The sequence below is a fragment of the Thalassoroseus sp. genome (assembly GCF_984380535.1).
In genome coordinates, this window is record NZ_CFHRBF010000028.1 from 17,702 (window position 1) to 37,837 (window position 20,136).

The 20,136-nt window shown below is 55.6% G+C and carries 13 protein-coding genes and 1 pseudogene; 7 read left to right on the plus strand and 7 right to left on the minus strand.

Going from position 1 to position 20,136, the window contains the following annotated elements:
• The first annotated feature begins 789 nt into the window (after positions 1-789).
• Both AC5DDB_RS28195 and AC5DDB_RS28200 read left to right on the plus strand, forming a co-directional pair.
• The gene (locus AC5DDB_RS28195) at positions 790-4,158 is read left to right on the plus strand and encodes a DUF1549 domain-containing protein (RefSeq protein WP_491743110.1); all 3,369 of its coding nucleotides are present in this window, start codon (positions 790-792) and stop codon (positions 4,156-4,158) included.
• Positions 4,159-4,218: 60 nt separating this feature from the next.
• A complete protein-coding gene (locus AC5DDB_RS28200) occupies positions 4,219-5,511 on the plus strand; it encodes a DUF1501 domain-containing protein (RefSeq protein WP_491743111.1) in 1,293 nt (430 codons plus the stop codon).
• Between the two features lie 116 nt (positions 5,512-5,627).
• Here the strand turns inward: AC5DDB_RS28200 and AC5DDB_RS28205 are convergent, their stop codons facing one another.
• On the minus strand, positions 5,628-6,068 hold the full coding sequence (locus AC5DDB_RS28205; protein WP_491743112.1) for a sulfatase/phosphatase domain-containing protein: 441 nt from the start codon (positions 6,066-6,068) through the stop codon (positions 5,628-5,630).
• A gap of 69 nt (positions 6,069-6,137) precedes the next feature.
• Between AC5DDB_RS28205 and AC5DDB_RS28210 the strand changes: the two genes are divergently transcribed.
• The 5 genes from AC5DDB_RS28210 to AC5DDB_RS28230 all read left to right on the plus strand — a co-directional run bounded on the left by AC5DDB_RS28210 (position 6,138) and on the right by AC5DDB_RS28230 (position 12,980).
• Entirely contained in the window at positions 6,138-6,770 is a 633-nt protein-coding gene (locus AC5DDB_RS28210) for an alpha/beta hydrolase family protein (protein ID WP_491743113.1), read from the plus strand.
• Positions 6,771-6,884: 114 nt separating this feature from the next.
• Entirely contained in the window at positions 6,885-7,319 is a 435-nt protein-coding gene (locus AC5DDB_RS28215; protein WP_491743114.1) for a DUF1501 domain-containing protein, read from the plus strand.
• A gap of 7 nt (positions 7,320-7,326) precedes the next feature.
• Entirely contained in the window at positions 7,327-7,506 is a 180-nt protein-coding gene (locus tag AC5DDB_RS28220) for a DUF1501 domain-containing protein (protein ID WP_491743132.1), read from the plus strand.
• Positions 7,506-11,645 carry a DUF1592 domain-containing protein gene (locus tag AC5DDB_RS28225; RefSeq protein ID WP_491743115.1) on the plus strand — a complete coding sequence of 1,380 codons (4,140 nt, stop codon included), beginning with the start codon at positions 7,506-7,508 and terminating at the stop codon, positions 11,643-11,645. Before AC5DDB_RS28220 ends, AC5DDB_RS28225 begins: the two co-directional genes overlap by 1 nt.
• A 33-nt stretch (positions 11,646-11,678) precedes the next feature.
• Positions 11,679-12,980 carry a DUF1552 domain-containing protein gene (locus AC5DDB_RS28230; protein ID WP_491743116.1) on the plus strand — a complete coding sequence of 434 codons (1,302 nt, stop codon included), beginning with the start codon at positions 11,679-11,681 and terminating at the stop codon, positions 12,978-12,980.
• A 54-nt stretch (positions 12,981-13,034) separates the two neighbouring features.
• Here the strand turns inward: AC5DDB_RS28230 and AC5DDB_RS28235 are convergent.
• The 6 genes and pseudogenes from AC5DDB_RS28235 to AC5DDB_RS28260 all read right to left on the minus strand — a co-directional run.
• A pseudogene (locus AC5DDB_RS28235) lies at positions 13,035-13,427 on the minus strand (hypothetical protein); the annotation flags it as partial.
• A gap of 219 nt (positions 13,428-13,646) precedes the next feature.
• Complete coding sequence (locus tag AC5DDB_RS28240) at positions 13,647-14,996, minus strand: DUF1501 domain-containing protein (RefSeq protein WP_491743117.1); 1,350 nt, start codon at positions 14,994-14,996, stop codon at positions 13,647-13,649.
• Positions 14,997-15,154: 158 nt separating this feature from the next.
• Positions 15,155-16,435: a DUF1553 domain-containing protein gene (locus tag AC5DDB_RS28245; protein ID WP_491743118.1), complete on the minus strand. Its 1,281-nt coding sequence runs from the start codon at positions 16,433-16,435 to the stop codon at positions 15,155-15,157.
• Positions 16,436-16,468: 33 nt separating this feature from the next.
• Entirely contained in the window at positions 16,469-17,776 is a 1,308-nt protein-coding gene (locus tag AC5DDB_RS28250; protein ID WP_491743119.1) for a DUF1549 domain-containing protein, read from the minus strand.
• A gap of 30 nt (positions 17,777-17,806) precedes the next feature.
• On the minus strand, positions 17,807-19,297 hold the full coding sequence (locus tag AC5DDB_RS28255; RefSeq protein WP_491743120.1) for a FecR domain-containing protein: 1,491 nt from the start codon (positions 19,295-19,297) through the stop codon (positions 17,807-17,809).
• Positions 19,294-19,827 carry a sigma-70 family RNA polymerase sigma factor gene (locus tag AC5DDB_RS28260; RefSeq protein ID WP_491743121.1) on the minus strand — a complete coding sequence of 178 codons (534 nt, stop codon included), beginning with the start codon at positions 19,825-19,827 and terminating at the stop codon, positions 19,294-19,296. The genes AC5DDB_RS28255 and AC5DDB_RS28260 overlap by 4 nt, the downstream gene beginning before the upstream one ends.
• Positions 19,828-20,136 lie beyond the last annotated feature (309 nt).

The window sequence follows — 20,136 nt, forward strand, 5'->3', positions numbered from 1 at the left end:
TCGCGAGATCACAATCGACCGCTGGAATGCCACATATCTGGAATCGGATGGCTTCGAGGTCGTGACAATGGGCCAGCATGACGAAGACGTCGCCACCCCCGAAATCTCAACACTGCCGCTTGCGTCGCGGCCAAGAGTGATTCCGCGCGTATCGCCGGTCAGTGACAATTTAAGGGTTCCACTCGGACCCTGGTTGGTCTCTCTCGAAAGGGAGAATCGAGGCGGGCGACTCGATCCGACGCAAATCGTTGCGTGAAAGGCGGAAACGCAAATACGCCCGGTTGCCGAAATCTCGACGCCGGGCGTTAACTGGATTGTGTCTTCTTTCCGCAGAAAGAAAACGAGCTCCCTGGGAGGGACCCTCTTCGAACTCTGGACAAAGTTGTTAACAGCCTCTTTGTCGAAACGCTGGCTGACCCGCCCCCTCTCTCGCGGGATCGCCAAGAGCGGCTAGGTTTCGACTGTCGGGCAACTTGCCTGTAATGTGCCCTGCTTCCCAGCCACTGCGGGAGTTGAGTTTGCTCCATGGCGTACTTCCCCTCGGCGACTGCCAGTCGTTGCTAGGGCGACCATTCTCCGCACAATGTTCGACCAGCCAAAGCAAATGAACCCGGGTGGCCCGTTGCGTTGATCAAATAGGAAGTGTTCTGCGAAGGATCTTGTCTGGTGTGGAACACGACGGATCGCAGTGTAATCCAATTCCGAGTTGGCGCTGCTGTCGGACTGCCGTATTCTGACATAAGTAACCCATCAATATTCTCCTTTATGAATCGACCCGCGAGTCCGACCATGCCCCGGCTATCACAACTCGTTGCCTTCGTCGTGGTTTTCGCTGTTGCAAGCCGCCTGCCCGCCGAGACTCCGCCGGAGCAGCAAGCTGCCATCGAGGCGTTGCGTGGTTGGCCTTCCAATCTGCAAAAGAATCGCGATGGTACGGTGCGATTCCTGCGTTTTAGCAAGACCGGCGTGACTGACGAGCACATGCAGCACGTCACAGCCTTCAAGCAACTCGACTACCTCGCTGTCGTGACGCCGACTGTCACCGACACAGGATTCCAGCATATTGCCAGCCTGACGAATCTCGACACGTTGTTCCTGTCGGACTCGCAACTGACCGACGCGGCCATGCCGTCATTCCGGAATCTGTCCAAGCTCGAACGACTCTATCTGGACCGCACGCGTGTGACCGACCAAGGCCTCGCAAACATTGCTGATTTACAAGCACTGACGACTTTGTCTCTGGACGGAACGGTCATCACGGATGCCAGCCTGACGCATATTGCGAAGCTGCAAAACCTGGAAGTCCTCATTCTGACCGGGACCAAAGTGACGGATGCCGGCCTGAAGTTGCTGGGAGCGTTGCCCCAACTCAAAACGCTACACCTCGACGAAACGGCTGTGACCGGAGGTGGGTTGATCCATTTGTGTGAACTCGAAAAGCTGCAGGTCCTCAGTCTCTGCAAGACAGCGATCACTGCCGAATCGCTGCTTCCGCTCTCGGCCTGTAAAACGTTAAGCGTGTTGTTGCTTGACGAGACCAATCTGACGACGGAGGACGTCGCGTCTTTAAGGGAACGATTGCCAAGGTTGCATGTGCGACTCAGCCCGGCGCCTAATGCTTCAAGCAACGCATTGCAGCGACTGCTCGCCGGGGAAGAACTTCGTGGCCCGCAGTCACCGCCCGGCTCGTCTGGTCTGCAACAAGCGAAAAGCAGAACAGAACATGATACAGCGCTGCAACCGGTCACGGTCGACGTTCGTCAGCAATTGAACGATGCCAACATGACGCCCGACTTTCAAGCCCATGTGTTGCCGCTGTTGGGTCGATTGGGGTGCAATGGTCGCTCGTGCCACGGTTCGTTTCAGGGGCAAGGCGGCTTTACGCTGTCAATGTTCGGTTACGACTTTTCCGCGGATCACAAATCCCTGACTGGTGGCGACGAGCCTCGCGTCAATTTGAAGAAGCCCGACGAAAGCCTGATTATCGTCAAGCCGACTCACAGGGATGAGCACGGCGGCGGACAACGTTTTGAGCCGGATGGCTGGGAACATCGTCTGCTGCGTCGCTGGATCGCCGCTGGTGCCAATGGACTGGCCGGCGGTCCCAATCGGATTGCTCGTTTCGAGGTGACGCCCGCCGAGATTGTTTTTGCCGAGGTTGGCGAAACGAAGCAATTAAAATGCGTGGCGGTTTGGGAAAACGGCACTCGTGAAGATGTCACACCGCTGACGCGATTTCGGTCGAATGACGATGTCATTGCGGACGTCTCGATCGACGGTGTCATCACCTGCAAATCACCCGGTGATACTCAAATCATTTCCTCTTACGACAACGCCATTTTTTCTACGCAAGTTCTGCTGCCCGTCAGCGAACAAACCGGTGATCGTTTCCCGCAAGTGGTCACGCCGACGGAAATTGATCGTCTCGTCACAACGAAGTTGTCGCGTCTGGGAATCGTGCCTTCGGAGTTATGCACCGACGAGGATTTTTTGCGGCGGGTTTCGCTGGACATGATCGGCACACTGCCGACTCCGTCCGAAATCACACAGTTTCTAGCTGACACCGACCCGGACAAACGAAAACGAAAGATCGACGAACTGCTCCAGTCACCCGCGTACGCTGACTGGTGGTCGGTGAAGTTCTGCGATCTGACCGGCAGCAACGCGCAATACCTGGGCACGACCGACATGAATAGTCCGGCAGCCGTGCAATGGAGCCAGTGGATGCGGCGGCGGCTGCAAGACAACGTTGGCTGGGACAAGATCGCCGCTGGAATCATCCTCGCGGAGAGTCGTCGTCCGGGTCAGTCCTATGAAGACTTCGCGGCCGAGCAAAGTCGGTTCCTGCGTAAGAAGCAGCCGGAAGATTTCACCGCACTCGATAACCCGATGCACTACTACTGGTTCCGCAGCAACAACCAGACGCCGACCGACCGAGCGTTATCGTTTGGGTATGTTTTTCTGGGCGTGCGGTTGCAGTGTGCCCAATGCCACAAACATCCGTTCGATCAATGGTCGCAGCAGGACTTTGAGCAGTTCACAGAATTCTTTACACGGGTCAAAGCCGGCATCGCGCCCGACGGGCGTGAAGCACAGACACAGCTCAAGATGAAACTCGGTGTTCCCGCAAAACTCGATACCGCCGCCCTTCGTCGCCAGATGTACTTGCGAGTTTCCGCCGAAGGATTGCCGATTCCCTGGAATGAAATCTGGATCGACAAACCCGGCAGCCAGCCGCACACGGCGAAACTGCTGGGAAGTGAAGTCGTCAACTTGAATGATTACCATGACCCCCGCGAACCGCTGATGGCCTGGCTGCTGCAACGCGACAACCCGTATTTTGCCCGCGCGTTCGTGAATCGAATTTGGCACCATTATTTTGGTGTGGGCATTGTCGATCCGCCGGATGATTTCAACCTTGCGAACCCGCCGAGCAACAAGGCTCTGCTGGAATGGCTTAGTGAGCAGTTCGTGGCCAACGACTACGACATCAAATGGCTGCACCGCACGATTACAAACAGCAGAACCTATCAACTCAGTTGGCAACCCAACGACACTAACCGCAACGATCAGCGGAATTTCAGTCACGCTCAAATTCGTCGTATGCCAGCGGAAGTGACGATCGACGCGATTCTACAAGCGACTGCCAACACCACGAGATCAAACAACTGGGCCACTGACACCGCACAACGCAAGATCACACAGCATCCCAAATCCATTCAAGCACGGGGCATCGATTTCTCACTACTCGTTTTCGGGAAACCACTGCGAACCACCAACTGTGACTGTGAACGACAGGAGCAACCGACGTTGTTGCAATCGCTGTATGTTCGCAACGACACCGAAATGCTTGGCTGGCTGGAGCGGCCCGACGGCTGGCTGGTCGAGACCGCCAAACAACTGGGCCAACCTCTGACTCCCGAAACCACAAACGCGAAGCCTGCTGCGAAGATAAGAACATCGTCAGCGGTCGTATCGGATGCGGTCATCGACAACCTAGTGACCGAAGCTTATCAGCGAACCGTGAGTCGCAGTCCGACGACGACGGAGCTTGCCCGCGGGCGGAACCATTTGAAGTCTAGCGAACACACCGTGGAAGGCCTACGCGATCTGCTGTGGGTTTTGCTGAATACGCAAGAGTTTTTGACCAACCACTGACCAACCCAAGTCGCGATTGATGGCTTTGCTGTTCGTAAACCGGAATCATAGGAGTCGAGCATGGCAGGTTCACACAGGCAATCTGTTTCACGTCGCAGTTTGTTACAAGCCGGTGTGCTGGGAGCGGCGGGACTCACTCTGTCCGACGCCCTTCGATTCGCAGACGCTGCGCCGACACACAAAACAACCGCGGATTCCGTGTTGTTTCTGAACCTGGCCGGCGGCCCGGCACATCTCGACACGTTGGACATGAAAGACAACCTGCCAGCGGAAACACGGAGCGAGTTCCAGGCGATTTCCTCGAAACTGCCGGGACTGAAAATCTGCGAGCATCTCCCGAAGCTTGCGACCGTCATTGATCACTTCACGCTGATTCGCGGCATCAGCCATACGAGCGGCGATCATCCGCAGGGGCAAGCCTACATTGCCAGCGGCAATCGGCCGAATCCCGCGGTGAAGTATCCGTCTTATGGTTCGGTCATCATGAAGGAGTTGCCGGGCGACCCGGATCTTCCGCCGTATGTGGCCATTCCTCAGACGGAATGGTCCGCCGGTTACATGGGTGATGCATTTGCCCCGTTCAAGACAAACGCCGTTCCCAGGCCGGGACAACCGTTTTCTGTCCGCGGGATCTCACCTGCCAAGGGCCTCACGGTCGACAAGATTGACCGTCGCGAGAAACTGCTGAAAGACCTTGATACACGCATGCGTGAAGTCGACACCAACAGTCAGTTGCTGGAAGCCCTGGACACGTTCGGCCAGCGAGCCTTCAGCATGATTACGTCGTCGCGCACACAGCAGGCGTTCGATGTGAACGCAGAACCGGAAAGCATTCGCAAGTTATTTGCGGCGGACGAAGTCAGTCAGAGTTTGCTGCTAGGAGTTCGGCTGCTGGAATCGGGATGCCGATTCGTCACAGTGACCAGCCAGGGATGGGACACGCATCTGGACAATTTCACGGGACATAAAAAGTTACTGCCTCCGCTGGATGCCGGTTTGACGGCGGCGATGACGGCGCTGAAAGAAAAGGGACTGCTCGACCGAACTCTAGTTGTTGCCATGGGCGAATTTGGTCGCACTCCCAAAATCAACCAGAATATGGGTCGCGATCACTATCCACGTGCCAACTGGTGCCTGATGGCTGGCGGTGGGGTACAACCGGGGCAACTCATCGGTGCGACCGACGCCAACGGCTCGGGACCAACTGAGGATACCGACATTCATCCCGACGACCTGGGGGCGTCCATCTTTCATGCCCTAGGCATTGACCACCACAAAGAGTACTACACAAAAACCGGCCGCCCGGTGAGTTTGATTCCCAACGGACGTGTGATCAAAAGTTTGTTCGGTTAGAGAAGTGAATTTCAGGGTTTGTCGCAACACATTGCGCTTGTTAGTTATACCTCGACGTGTCTCTCAGAGTCGCAGATGTGAATCGCACGTGCAAACTTTGCGGCATGACTTCTCTATCATTCATTACTTTTGACGGAATCCGATGGACGCGGCAGGCCAGCCTTCGTTTCTTGCAACCAGCGAATCAAGTGTGACTTCAGTTGTCGGGTCAGATCTGGTTGAGCTTGGGTCAGATCTTTGGTTTCACTGATGTCTTCGACTACGTCATACAACTCAGTGGAGTCGTCATCATATCGCAGAATCAACTTATGACGCCCCTGACGAATCGCTGAGCCAGGCCGGTTGGCTTTATGAAAAGCAAAATGAGGATAGTGGAAAAACAGCGCGTCGCGACGCGGCTTCGCACTTATCAATAGCGGCCTCAACGATTCGCCATCAGGCCGTTTACCTTGTGGCAGAGAAACACATGCTGCGTCCAAGATCGTCGCTGTGAGGTCCAGGCTTATGACCGGAGTGTCGTTCACGACGCCAGCGTTCTGATAGCCGCCACGGCCCATGCTGAATCTCCGAAGAGATTTACCGGTGAGGCGACCGACTGGCACGGTTTCGACCGGTTTGAATTTCTGATGGATGCCAATGATCTGTCGGTGACGCCGATCAGGGCATCTTCGGATGAAGGGACCGGTGCCCATCATCAGGTGGAAGGCAAGCTGCGGTGTATCGTGGTGGTACCAAAAGAAGCCGCAAAAGCGAATCCCTGGTCGTGGCGAGGGCGATTCCTCGATCATGAATCACAGACGGAGATCGCTCTGCTGAAGCGCGGTTACCACATCGGATTTATTCAATCCGACGACATGAAATATTGGCAGGCGTGGTTTGAATTCGTCACCAAAAAACATGGACTTTCCCACAAGCCGGCGTTGGTCGGAATGAGCGGTGGCGGTCGCAACGCCTTCAACTGGGCCACGATGAACCCCGACCATGTTTCCTGCATCTATGCCGACAATCCGCTGATCACGCGCGAAAGCCTCATGAAACTCGATCGGTTGATCGAACGCGACGTACCGCTGCTGCACGTCTGCGGCAGTCTTGACCCGCTTTCGGTGAATCACACCTATCCGATCGAAAGTATCTACCATCAATTGGGTGGCAGGATTTCCGTCATGATCAAGGACAGCGTCGGCCATGTAAGAGTGGCCTCACGAAGATCGTCCCGGCAAACGAATTCACCGGCGACCTCGGCCATTCAAGCTGGTTGATGAACGAAGACCTCGCGTTCATTTATCGAGCGTATTCCACATACAACAATCCGTTGACGATCACTTCACCGGGCAATTGCTGGCCCACCATGCCCGCTATGGAACCAGGAGCCGATGCAACGAGCGACTCCAGAAGCCATGGACCTCTCAGGCGAAACTGAGTCCACTCTGATGATGTACGGCCTGCAGCCGGGCCCGAAGACTGGCTTTGGCTGGCAGTGCCTGGTCGGTCGACGACTGGCGGAGCGCGGCGTTCGGTTCATTGAACTGATCGACGTTGGTTCGTCAAACAACTGGGACGCGCACGGCAACATGGCTACTCACGGTCCGCTGGCGAAGAACGTCGATCAGCCGATCGCCGCTCTGATCTGCGACCTCAAACAGCGCGACATTTTCGAGGACACCCTGGTCGTCTGGTCGACTGAGTTCGGTCGGACTCCTTATCACGAACGAGTCGATCATCCCGGCCCCGAGCATCATCAGGTGTTTTCGTCATGGCTGCCCGGCGGCGGTGTGAAAAACGGCATCGCCTTCGGCGACCTCGGATGAACACGGCATCGCTGTCGCGGAAAACCGCGTTCTCGTTCACGATTTTCACGCGACCATCCTGCACCTGGTTGGCCTCGACCACGAACGCCTGACGTTCCGCCACGCCGGCAGGGGTTATCGTCTGACCGATGTGCATGGTAATATAGTCACACCCGATCCTCGCTTAGATTCCTTGAAGGGCGACTGATGATGCGCAGCGTTGACTGGACCGCACGTTCGCTGTTTCTGTTGATTCTGTCTGTTGGTCTTCTAGCCGGCTGGCAGGCCGCCAGCGCTGTGGCTCAGGATGACGCGTTGACGACGGAATTCACGCAGACGGTCCAGCCACTGCTGGAAAGCTTCTGCTTCGATTGTCACGAAGGCACGACCACCGAAGCCGACATCGATTTTGGCGAGTTTCCAACTGTGGACTCGGCTCGAAAACAGACAAAGGTCTGGGTGAAGATCCGCACGATGCTCGAAACCGGGCAAATGCCACCAAAGGATTCTCCGAAGCCGAGCGACACCGAGTTGCAGACACTTCGTAGCTGGGTGAAAGACTTTCTGCTCAGCGAGGCCAGAAAGCACGCAGGCGACCCGGGCCCCGTTATTCTGCGGCGGCTTTCAAACGACGAATACAACTACACCGTCCGTGATCTGACCGGAATCGCCGCGCTTAACCCCACCCGCCAGTTCCCGGTTGACGGAGCCTCCGGCGAGGGCTTTATCAATTCGGGAGCCGGTCAGGCGATGTCGCCATCGCTTGTGACCAAGTATCTCGATGCCGCCAAAGAAGTTTCACAGCACGCCATGCTACTTCCTGACGGGATTCGTTTTTCTCCCAAAGCGACGAGACGGGACAAAACAGACCACCTGGTCCAACAAATTCAGTCGTTTTATCGTCGATTTACGACTGAGGGCCGTACGCAATCCGTGACGCTGCATGGCCTCACATTCGATGCAAACGAGGACGGACTGCTTCCCCTGAAGCCGTACCTGGTCGCAACTCTGGAGGAACGTGACGCACTTCGGAACCGAACGGAGACGATTGAGAAAGTCGCAAAAGCTCGCGGGCTTAATACAAAATATCTGACCCGGCTCTGGGGAACGCTGACTTCGGCTGGCAACTCCAGGTCTCTGGTAATTGACCAGATTCGTGAGCGATGGCACCGAGCCAGTCCGTCGGAAGTGGATGGACTCGTGACATTCATTTCCGAACATCAGAACGCACTCTTCAAGTACAACCCTATCGGACACATCGGAAATGACGGTCGTTCCAGAATCTGGATGGAGCCTTCGAATCCGGTTGCTTCCCGCCGCGATTTTCGAGTCAACCTGCCTGAAAGTCCGGATGGAGATGTCTCGATTTTTCTCTCGGCATCAGACATCGGAGACGGGAATGAGGATGACTATGTCGTCTGGCAGAACCCTCGACTTTCGATCGAAAACGGGCCGGACATCCTGCTGCGCGACCTGGCCGGCCTGCAGGAACGGATGCGGCAGACTCAGCAACAGACGCTCCAGGGAACGGCTGAGTATCTAGCAGCCGTTTCCGAACTCGAGGCGCTCGGCACAGAGGTGTCGACAGAACAGTTTGAGCATGTGGCGACAGTAAGAAAGCTCGATGTCAGTGCTCTGAAAGCGTGGGCCAGCTACCTTGGAGTTGGACCGTCCGAGCCAGTCATCGTGTCGGGACACTTTACGGAAAAGGAAACAAACGGCGAGTACAATTTCATCCGATCCTGGGGCACCGGGGCGACACCTGTGATCTCGGCAAATTCGTCAGATATGCAGGTCCGTGTTCCCGGAATCGTTCGCCCGCACGGTATCACGGCTCACCCGTCGCCGACTCTCTTTGCAGCGATCGGCTGGCAAAGTCCGATCAATGGGATGGTGAAGATCGAAGCTCAGATTTCGGACGCTCACCCGGAATGTGGTGATGGCCAGGAGTGGTACCTTCAGCATCGCACGGCGCGAAAGTTTGGCACACTCTGGAAAGGATCATTTGAGGCCGGTGGCTCGGCAAAGATGGAGCCTAAGCAGATTACTGTTCGGAAAGACGAGCTGATTTCATTCATCCTCGGCCCGGGTCCGAGCTACTTCTGCGACCTGACCGAGATGAACCTGACGATTACCGAAGTCGCCGGTGCGAAAAGGCAATGGGATCTGGCTAATGATGTGTCGAGTGACATTCAGGCAGGCAATCCTCACGTCGACAGCCATGGTTTCGCAAAGACGTGGCACTTCTACAAGGGCGAAATGAAATCGGTGAAAAAAGAACCCGGCACAATGGTCGCTGTGCCGGCCGGTTCTCTACTTTCGAAGTGGCAACAGGAGAAGGACGCAGATAAAAGAAACCAGCTTGCCACTGCGGTTCAGAAACTGGCAACCGGTAACCCGCCATCCGTCGCCGGTTCGCCTGACGAATTGCTTTATCGGCAGCTGATGGATTTAATGCTTTCTCCGCGCAGTCTTGAATCACTGTTGAAAGAAGTCGAAGCCGATGGCCGGTTCGGGAAACATCCCGGTGGTCACACCGTGTCTTCGGCCGATCTGCTTGTGAGGGCACCCTCGCTCGTTGAGTTCAAAGTGCCCGCGAAACTCGCAGCGGGGCGTAAATTCGTCACCGGCGCACTTCTCGATGCTCGAGCCGGCAAAGAAGGAACAGTACGGATCGAAGCCGGCCTGACCCGGATCGAACCGTCATCCATCGGAGCTTCAAGTCCGGTGGTCACGAACGCGGAAAGCCATGCTCGGCAGAATATCCTGCAAGCCTTCGATGCATTTCGCGAACTGTTCCCGGCGCACCTTTGTTACGCCCGAATCGTTCCCGTCGACGAGGTCGTCACAATGACCCTCTTCTACCGCCAGGATGTGGCTCTGCAGCGTCTGATGCTGAGCGAAGCGGAGGCGGCTGATCTGAACCGGATGTGGGACGAATTGTTCTTCGTTGCCCAGGAACCATTGCGATACGAGGTGGCGTTCGAGCAGATCCGTGAATTTGCCACACAGGATGCCCCGGACAAGGTCAAAGTCTGGGACCCGCTCAAAACCGGCATCGTTAAACGAGCCGACGAGTTTCGGAAACGACTGCTGGACACCGAACCGGTTCATCTGAATGCCGTCCATGACTTCGCAGCGCGAGCGTGGCGCCGACCGTTAACGACGACCGAACAAACCGACCTGCGAATCCTCTACCAGAAACTGCGCGAGACAGAAATTCCTCACGAAGACGCGATCCGCCTGACGCTTGCCCGAGTGCTGACGTCGCCCGCGTTTCTCTATCGACGCGAAAGACAGCCGGAGGGCTCGAACGCAGCACCCGTTTCAGACATCGAACTTGCGACCCGGCTGAGCTACTTCCTGTGGTCGTCTACTCCGGACGAGGAACTTGCGACGGCCGCAGTTTCCTCAGAACTGAATTCGGACGATCAGATCCGCCAGCAGGCGAAGCGGATGCTAAACGATCCTCGGACCCGCCGACTGGCCGTTCAGTTTGCCTGCCAGTGGCTGCACCTTCGCAACTTCGATCAGAACGACGAGAAGAACGAAAAGCTCTATCCCGAGTTCGAGAAGCTGCGCGGCGACATGTACGAAGAAACGGTTCGCTTCTTCGAAGACATGTTCCGTAACGACGGATCAATCCTTGATCTGCTGAATGCCGATCACACGTTTCTGAATGAGCAGCTGGCCAGCCACTATGGGATTAAGTTTCAGAAGGTTGCTGGGCAGGAGTGGCAGAAAGTGAGCGGAGTTCGCTCGATGGGCCGCGGAGGAATCCTTGCTCAGGCGACGTTCCTGGCAAGCCAGTCAGGAGCTTCTCGAACGAGCCCGATTCTTCGAGGCAACTGGATATCCGAGACACTCCTCGGCGAGAAACTTCCAAAACCACCTGCTGGTGTGCCAGTTCTTCCCGAGGAAGTTCCAGGTGGCCTCACAGCTCGCCAACTCATCGAGAAACACAGCTCCGTCCCTGAGTGCGCAAAATGTCACGCCCGCATTGATCCATACGGCTTTGCCTTGGAGCAGTTTGATGTTCTCGGTCGAGTGCGATCTCAGAAAGTTGACACAAAGACAACGTTACTGGGTGGAGAGAACGTAGACGGTCTCGCCGGACTGCGCGAGTACCTGTTGATGCAACGTAAAGACGATGTCGTGAGACAGTTCTGCAAAAAACTGCTTGGCTTCGCTCTGGGCCGCGAGGTGCAGCTTTCTGACGAACTTCTTCTGGCGAAAATGCAGAACAATCTGGAAGATAATGACTACCGTTTCAGTGTGGCGGTTGACGCGATCGTCACCAGCCACCAGTTTCGCAGCATTCGCGGCCGACATACGGTTGATGAGTGACCTGTCTAACTCGAATGCACATAAGGATTCAAAATGTCCTGGAATGTTTCTCGACGGACAATGCTTCGAGGTCTTGGCGTGAGTATGGCGTTGCCCTGGATGGAGTCCATGCGGGTGTGGGGGGACCAGCCGGACAGCAAAGAGCCGTCGAGCAAGGCACCCACACGGATGGCGATCCTCTTTTCCGGCTGTGGCTATCATTCCACAGAGTGGTGGGCCAGAGGACAGGGCCCGGACATGCAGCTCGGAAAAGTGCTCCACCCCTTGAACGACTTCCGCGACCGAATGGTCTTCGTTAATGGCCTGTACAACGCGGAAGCTCTCAAAGGAAATATCCACAGTTCTCAGACGGGAAATCTCCTCTCAGGTGCACCGCTTGCTGCCGGCGGCACAATCAAGTCCGGCACGAGTATCGATCAGGTCGTTGCCCAGCGGATCGGGCATCAGACGAAGCTGCCGAGTCTTGTGCTGGGATGCGAGAAGGCGAATCCTTCTGTCCACAAAAACTATTCGATGTTGTACAGCTCGCACATTTCGTGGAGCAGCCCGACAACGCCGACTCCTCTGGAAGTCTACCCGGCACTCGCATTCGATCAGCTGTTCAAAGACAAATCTCAGAAGGGTGATCGCAGCGTCCTGGATGCCGTGCTCGCGGATGCAAAAGACCTGCGGCGAGGAATCAGCCGACTCGATCAGCAGAAGCTGGACGAATACCTGAATTCGGTCCGCGAAGTCGAACACCGCATCGACAAAGCCGGACAGAGAGGTGAGCTGCAGGGCTGGCGACCGACACTTACGAAACCGAATTTCCCTCGTCCGGATGACGGCTATCCGCAGGACATCGTTGAGCACATGAAGCTGATGTGCGACATCCTGGTCCTGTCTTTCCAGACGGACACGACTCGGGTCTGCACGCTGAAGCTCAATAACGATCACGGCACGCTGCGATTTCCGCACATCGGCGTTGACTACATGATTCACCATCTCCTTTCGCACAGCGACACGGACGATTGGTTGAAAGTCAACCAGTTCTTTCTCGAACAGATGGCCTACATCGCCAGACGTCTGGATTCGATTCAGGAGGGGGATCGCACGGCTCTGGATAACTCCATGATCATGCTCTGTTCCAGCATGTTGACCGGAAGCCACGACGCCAGTCGGTTGCCGGTGGTGATGTTGGGCGGTGCAGGCGGTCAAATTCAGGGCGGCCTGAATCTGGATTACAGTGGCAAATCCGATCGGCAGATGTGCCGGCTGTATCTTAGCATGATGCAGAAAATGGGGGTACATCGGAACAGGTTCGGTGATGCCGACCAACCGCTGAGCGAGATTTAAGCAGAATTTGCAATGTCCAGAGCGTCAATTAAGCTAGAGGCGTTCTAAAAGAATTCACCAATATCGGAATACTCCGCCAGCCGCACATAGCACGGACTGCCTACGGATACGCGCACACCACGTTTCTTCTGAATCAATTCGCTCATGAGTCGAGTGGATGTACTGAGTTGCTCGTGCAGGATCCGCGATGTACTGCATGAGGCGCATTCGCGATGTCCCGGACGCTCGCGAATCCAGGTCGGCGAGCTGTTTTGGGAATGCACCTTCCGGCGGCACGGGAGCGTTCTCGCCACCCGTACGTTCCCAGCGATGAACCTTGGCCTCGGTGTGAAAGCCCGTTCGTTCGTAAACGGGAAACCCGTCTGGGCTGGCGTCGAGTTTGATGCAGTCGATGTTTCGGCTGTCGAGATAGTCCAGGCTGGCCTTCATCAAGGCGGTGGCGATCCCTCGTCGCCGATAAAGGAAATGGCTGCATCACGCCGATAGTGATGGCCAAGATCTTGCTTGAGTCCTGAAGCAGGCTAACTGGGGGGCTCGAATACCAATGTGCGACCTGAACCGGACAGCGCCATTGGCTTGCTTCCTGTACAATCACATTGGTTTGAGACGGGGCCGAAAAACATTCTTCGAAGGAATGCTCGCTTTTTGCCAGCCGAATCGAATGCTCTAGGCAAGAATATCCTTCGCGACGACGCCGTGGACGTCGGTCAGGCGGAAGTCGCGACCTGCATAGCGGTAAGTAAGCCGTTCGTGGTCGAGGCCCAGTAAATGCAGAATGGTGGCGTGCCAGTCGTGGATATGGCAATTGTTTTCGACGGTTTCGTAGCCGTATTCGTCAGTCGCTCCGTAGCTGAAACCACCTTTTACGCCACCACCAGCCATCCAGGTTGTGTAGCCCTTGTTGTTGTGGTTGCGGCCATCGCCAGCGGAACCCTGTGCCTCGGGCGAGCGACCAAACTCACCACCCCAAATCACAAGTGTATCTTTCAGCATGTCGCGCTGCTTCAGATCCTGCAGCAGTGCGGCAATCGGTTTGTCACAGGCCACGGCCCGAGCCTTATGGTCCGACTTCAGGTTCGTATGTTGATCCCACGGACCGAGTGTCACTTCAACAAAGCGGACGCCGGATTCCACCATTCGACGAGCCAACAGGCACTGCAGGCCAAATGACGCGGTCTCTTCTCTATTCACACCATACATCGCCAATGTCGTGGCAGTCTCCTTCGAAGTATCCATGACAGCTGGCATCGCATCCTGCATTCGGAAGGCGAGTTCATACGCCTCGATCACACCCTCAACCTGCGGTTGGACTTTGTCTCGCTCAAGCTTTTCGCGATTGAGCATCTGCAGCAAATCCAGTTGATCGCGTTGCTGTTTTCTTGAGAGCGACTTGTTGGTGATGTCTCGAACGCTTTCTTTGTTTCCTTGCCCGCCTGATTCAACTTTGGTGCCGCCATAGATCGCGGGAAGAAAAGCACTGCCGTAGTTTCGGGAGTTTCCGGAAATTGGATTCAGAGAGATGAAACCGGGAACGCTATCGTTCTCGGTACCTAAGCCGTAGAGCGTCCAGGCTCCTAACGAAGGTCGAATGAACCGGGAAGTCCCGGTGTGCATCTGCGTCATCGCGCTGGGATGAGCTGGCTGATCACACTGCATCGACCGAATCAGGCACAGATCATCTGCATGTTCGCCAACGTTGGGGAATAGATCGCTAATCCACAGGCCGCTTTGACCACGTTGACGAAACTTCCAGGGCGAACTTAAAAGCGTGCCTCCGTAATGTCCCGGCTTGCCATGATCTCTGATGAGTTGTGGCTTGTAGTCGAACGTGTCCACATGCGAAGGACCACCCGACATACACAGGAAGATGACATGTTTAGCAGTGCCGGGGAAGTGCGACGACTTGGGAGCAAGTGGGTCTTCCTTGGCGGCTTGAGCGTTGGCCAAGCCAGCAAACGCCAGATAGCCGAAACCGGCTGAAGCACTCTTTAGGATTTCACGTCGGGAATAGAACATCTTTCGCTCCCAGATAAATTGATTTGAAATAAGTTGTGGACCAGTGCTTCGCCCATTTTCCTGTGACGAGTCGTGGGATTCGCCAGAATTCCCCAGTGACAAGGAATTCTGGCGAATCCCACTACAGTTCAACCCGTCCATTGAAAACAGTTCATGCGCTAATCGATCAAACGAAACTCCGCCGCTCCAAAGAGGGTCTGGCACATGGCGACCAGCGAGGACGATCCTCGACTTGGCCGATAGTTTTGCAGGAACTTCGTCATTGCCGATCGTTCTCGTGAAGTTGGCGTTCGTCCAAAGGCCAGTAAAAACGCTTGCTCTACTTGTTTCACAGGCTGGGAATTCGACTCCGCCAAGCGACGCGCAAATGATTCACCCTGCTGCACAACGAACGGGTTATTCATCATGTAGAGAGCCTGGTTTGGGGTGTTGGAATCGTCGCGAGTCCCCGTGATCGTGCTGGCGTCGGGAAAGTCGAACACTGTCATCGAGTGTGGCAGCGCATCACGCACGACTGGCAGATAGACGCTTCGGAACTGAGCCGATTCCATATCAAATGGGCTCTTCTCAGAACCGTTCGACTGGCCGCTCATCCCGCCGCGACCGAACATGCCTCGTCCCGGACCACGCATGCCATTCATGCCGCGCATTCCACTCGGGGAATCCTGTTGTTCCGGCGGACGCCCCGAATCAAACTGCCCATCCTGGACTCGTGTGTGTCCCGCCTCGGCGACAATCGAAGCCCGCGGACGCTCTAGATCAAGCTCGCCGCTGATACTCAGCATCGCGTCGCGGATGGCCTCGGCATCCAATCGTCTTGGATTCGCTCGCCACACCAAAGTGTTGTCCGGGTCGTATTCGTGGTTCTTTTCATTAAAGGTCGACTGCATGCGATAAACGCGGGATGTGGTAATCTCTCGAATCAACGACTTCACCGACCATCCTGACTCGACGAATTGAATCGCCAGATAGTCCAGTAGTTCCGGATGCGTCGGCATTTCTCCAGTCACGCCAAAATTCTCCGTCGATCGCACAATGCCGTGGCCGATCAAGTGCTGCCAAATTCGGTTTGCCATGACACGCGCAGTCAAGGGGTTCTCGTCACTCCCGATCCATCGTGCTAACTCCAGTCGGCCACTCTTTTCGGAATTGATGTGGACGGGATTGTCGGTCAGCACTTGCGGAAAGCCGCGTTTCACGAGTTTACCCGGCTGATCGATTTCCCCTCGCACAAGGAGGCGAGCATTCGCTGGGTTCTCGGTCTCCTGCACTCCCATGCAGAAGCTAACCGGTTGGCCTTTGTCGTTGACTGTCGCAAGTTGGCTCGAAAGTGCAGACGCTTGCCGCAGCAACACGATCGTTTGTCGTTGTGCCGCGATGCTACGCTCGCCTGCGTTGCGACGTCGCTGCGTTCTCAACTGCTGCAGTTTCGCCTCCATTGCTTCTTTGAGACGCTGCAGTCGTGCAGGCGACTAACTCATGTCGAAAGGATTTGGGTCTTCGACAGGCATCACCAACAGCGTGCTGAGTTGCCGTTCCTGAACGGTGCTGATGAATTCGCCGTAGTCGGACTGGGGACGTCCGAAGTAGGTTTTCATGTTCTTGAAGATTCCAGCCAGAGCGTAATAGTCGGTCTGCGGAATAGCGTCGAACTTGTGATCGTGGCATCGGGCACACGACACTGACATGCCGAGGAATACTTGACTCGTCGCATCAATCTGTTCGTCAACGACGTCGGCAGCGAATTGCGAGCCGTTCTCTTCGTTGACGTTCTTCGACCCAATCGCCAGAAATGTCGTCGCCACCAGATTCTCAGTCCACTCTTCATCCGTCTTCGCAGGCAGCAGATCGCCCGCGAGCTGCTCCTGAACAAAGCGATCATAAGGTTTGTCGGCGTTGAATGAGTCGATGACGTAGTCGCGATACCGCCAGGCTTGCGGATAGGTCATGTTGACCTCACGGCCTGTTGATTCCGCGTACCTCGCAACATCCAACCAGTGCCGCCCCCAGCGTTCGCCGAATTGATCCATGCTCAACAAGCGATCCACAACATATTCCACTGCCTTGTCAGGATCCGTTTTCCACGCAGCTTCAAAGTATGCAAGTTGCTCAGGTGTCGGGGGCAGGCCGATGAGATCAAACGTCAGGCGACGCAGGATCTTATAGGGCTCAGCATCGTCGGACGGAGCCAATTCGGCCTGTTCAAGCTTTGCCAAGATATAGCGATCGATCGTCGTGCGTGGCCAATCGGTCCGCTCCACGTTGTGAGGTGGTGTGTACTGTGCCTTTTGATATGCCCAGAACGACTCCTTTGCTTGCTGAATATCTTTGGCCGTGATCGTTGAGTTTACCTTGGCGACTTCATTCACACGTGGATCGGGCGCGCCCATTTCGATCCAGGTTTTGAAATCGTTAATGATCTTCTGCGACAACTTCCGCTTAGGCGGCATGGCAAAGTCTTCATGCGTGATCGCGCTGTACAGCAAGCTTTCTTCAGGTTCACCCGGTACAATCGCCGGCCCCGATTCGCCACCCAGATGCATTAGCTGTTTCGTATCCAGTTTCAGACCGCCACGAGCATTGCCCGTCTTGTTCGAGTGGCAACTGTAGCACTCGCGAATGAGCACCGGGCGAATCTTGGCCTCGAAGAAGTTTAATTCTTCGGGCGTGAGTTCGTCTGCGATGATCGTGGTGGCAGTGAATAACAAACACAGTATCGCGGTGAGGATTCTCATCGTCAGATTGGTGCCCACTGGAAAGACAGCGGATATAATATTCATGGAGTCGTTGTTCCATTTGGGAAATGCTAATCAGTCTTCAACATCATCGAGTGAGGCGTCCACAATCACCCGCACGTGGTCACTGAACTGGTCAAACACCGCCAGTTTCAACGTCAATGTATGACGGTCTTCGCTCAATGAAACGACATCGGCAGTTCGTGATTGGCTCAGTTCCAGCCCACGAGCGAAAGGACGTATCGGGCCTCTGTTGAGCGAGAAGATCTCATCGGTCGCCTTCAATGTTTCACCATTCACGATCATTCCGATCACCGGGCGGTCGAATGTGATACTGCCTTCGATCCGCCGCATCCGGCTGCCAAGCTCGATGCTGGCTGCCTCTTGTCCGGTCGGGTCCACCGGGTTGAACTGCAGGAGATATGATCGAACCCGTTGTCCGGCGGGAATGCTGGACGTGTTCAGTTCAGATTCCGTCATGTCGATCGGGCATGGCTCCTCCAGCTTGCTCGCATAACCTTCGGGCAGAACAAAAATCTCAGTATCGCTCTGAATTCGACTCAGCCCACGCGGCCATGGCGGAGCAAATCGAAAGGCACCCGTCGAACCCGCAATCCCCGACGCGGTCGGCCAGAGTTTCTCGAATGGTTGCGAGTTAAACTCCACATCGCTCATACTGCCATCGGCGGCAAGCCGCACTGTTCTACCTTCGGTAAGCAAACGCTTGCCGCTGTCCTCCCCGCTGAGGATCTCGACCTCTCCGTCAAACACCGAAACAGTCGACGTTCCGTCAGCTCGCTGATCGATTCCAAACGCTGTCCCCAGATCAACCACCTGAGCCGAAGGCGTATCGACTCGAAAACCTTCCGCACCAGGTGGAACGGTCGCGGTCAACAAACCTGATCGAAGCCGGGTTACGTCGACTGACGTCACCTCGAACTCGACCGGTCCTTCCAATGTCACGCCCACCCCGTTGTCAAACTGAAGGTGAATGATCCCCGATTCCAGCTGAAGCACACCCGCTGAAACTCGATCTCCAATGGCCAGAGGCTTGCCATGCACCCATCTCGCGTCCGCCAACTGGATGACAGAGGCAAAGGCAGCGAAGTTGGCGCCTCGCACCGATTCCGCTGCGCCGCCATTCTCGTGTGCAACGTCGTTTGCATCTCCTCCTGCGTCCGTACCAAATTGCGACCAGAAAGCGATTGCCACGATCAGGCAGGCCGCCAGTGCCGCGATCATTTTCCAGTGAGTACGTTTGGTAACCAATGTGATCGCCGTCCTGTCATTTGGTTCAACGAACGTCACATGCTCCGCGTGACTTCCTGTATCAAAGTTCGCCACCTGACCTGACGCAGCGGCGATCCCGTCCAACTGAGCAATTTCCGACTCGGACAGCGCTGCCAGATCACCCAATGCCGCGTCGACATTCATGTACTCGATGAATTCGGTGCGCAACTTATCGTCTTCACGAAGCGCAGCCTCAAGATGTCGAAGTCGCACTTCAGAGATATCGCCACGCGCATACTCGGCAATCATGACTCGCAGTTCTTCGGAGTTTGTCATGTCAAGCCCTCCGTCTGGATTGTCCTCCGAGTGCATTCCAGCAGCCGAGCCCTCATTCGATGCAGCCATTGATAGAACGCAGCGACCGTCCGACCACTGCGATCGGCCACGTTCTGAATGCTGGCACCCGGCGCATACGCTGCCAAAACTAGCTCTCGTTGATCGCCAGGCAGTTTCTCCAGACAGTCGGCCAGCGCATCACGCTGAGCAGCCAGTCGAGGTTCCTGTTGTGACGATTCCTCGGCCACGACTTCAAGAACATCCTCGGCCAGCACCAGTCGATTGCGAGCCTTGTCGCGTAACCATCCCAGAGCCTCGTATCGTGCGATTCCAAACGCCCAGGGGCGGAATCCGTCCGGATCGTGTAGTTCTTCAAATTTCCGCCAAAGCACGAGCGCAATGCCCTGCATCACATCGGCCGAATCCTGCCGTGTGGGAACAAGTCTGCGTACATAAGCGCGAATCGCCGGCTCATTCGCCGTGAAGAGCGTCAAAAACGATGCGTGCGTCTGTGATTCTTTTTCGTCCATACAAGTACACTCCACTTCCTGGAGTGATTTTACGAAGAAAATGCCAGAGTCGCAGGATCGGTGGTTGGGTACGTTCATTCGATGCAATGTTGCATCGAAGATGGCCGGCCAGCAATATCTTCCCTGTACAAAACCAATCTGGAGCGAGTCGGCGGGTTTTGCAGGCTTTCTCGTGCTGAATACACTTTTTGTAATGCAATTGCCGTCCCTTTTGATCCGTCATCTGACGACCCAAATGCGAAATCTATGGGGGTCATTGCTGTCAACCAATGCTGCTTTTTCTCGCTTGTCTGCGAGTGGTTAACAGGG

Coding starts and splice junctions, on each gene's coding strand:
- AC5DDB_RS28195 (WP_491743110.1), top strand. CDS start 790: ATGCCCCGGCTATCACAACTCGTTGCCTTCGTCGTGGTTTTCGCTGTT.
- AC5DDB_RS28245 (WP_491743118.1), bottom strand. CDS start 16,435: ATGGAGGCGAAACTGCAGCAGTTGAGAACGCAGCGACGTCGCAACGCA.
- AC5DDB_RS28200 (WP_491743111.1), top strand. CDS start 4,219: ATGGCAGGTTCACACAGGCAATCTGTTTCACGTCGCAGTTTGTTACAA.
- AC5DDB_RS28250 (WP_491743119.1), bottom strand. CDS start 17,776: ATGAATATTATATCCGCTGTCTTTCCAGTGGGCACCAATCTGACGATG.
- AC5DDB_RS28260 (WP_491743121.1), bottom strand. CDS start 19,827: ATGGACGAAAAAGAATCACAGACGCACGCATCGTTTTTGACGCTCTTC.
- AC5DDB_RS28230 (WP_491743116.1), top strand. CDS start 11,679: ATGTCCTGGAATGTTTCTCGACGGACAATGCTTCGAGGTCTTGGCGTG.
- AC5DDB_RS28240 (WP_491743117.1), bottom strand. CDS start 14,996: ATGTTCTATTCCCGACGTGAAATCCTAAAGAGTGCTTCAGCCGGTTTC.
- AC5DDB_RS28210 (WP_491743113.1), top strand. CDS start 6,138: ATGGATGCCAATGATCTGTCGGTGACGCCGATCAGGGCATCTTCGGAT.
- AC5DDB_RS28225 (WP_491743115.1), top strand. CDS start 7,506: ATGATGCGCAGCGTTGACTGGACCGCACGTTCGCTGTTTCTGTTGATT.
- AC5DDB_RS28255 (WP_491743120.1), bottom strand. CDS start 19,297: ATGACAAACTCCGAAGAACTGCGAGTCATGATTGCCGAGTATGCGCGT.
- AC5DDB_RS28205 (WP_491743112.1), bottom strand. CDS start 6,068: ATGGGCCGTGGCGGCTATCAGAACGCTGGCGTCGTGAACGACACTCCG.
- AC5DDB_RS28215 (WP_491743114.1), top strand. CDS start 6,885: ATGCAACGAGCGACTCCAGAAGCCATGGACCTCTCAGGCGAAACTGAG.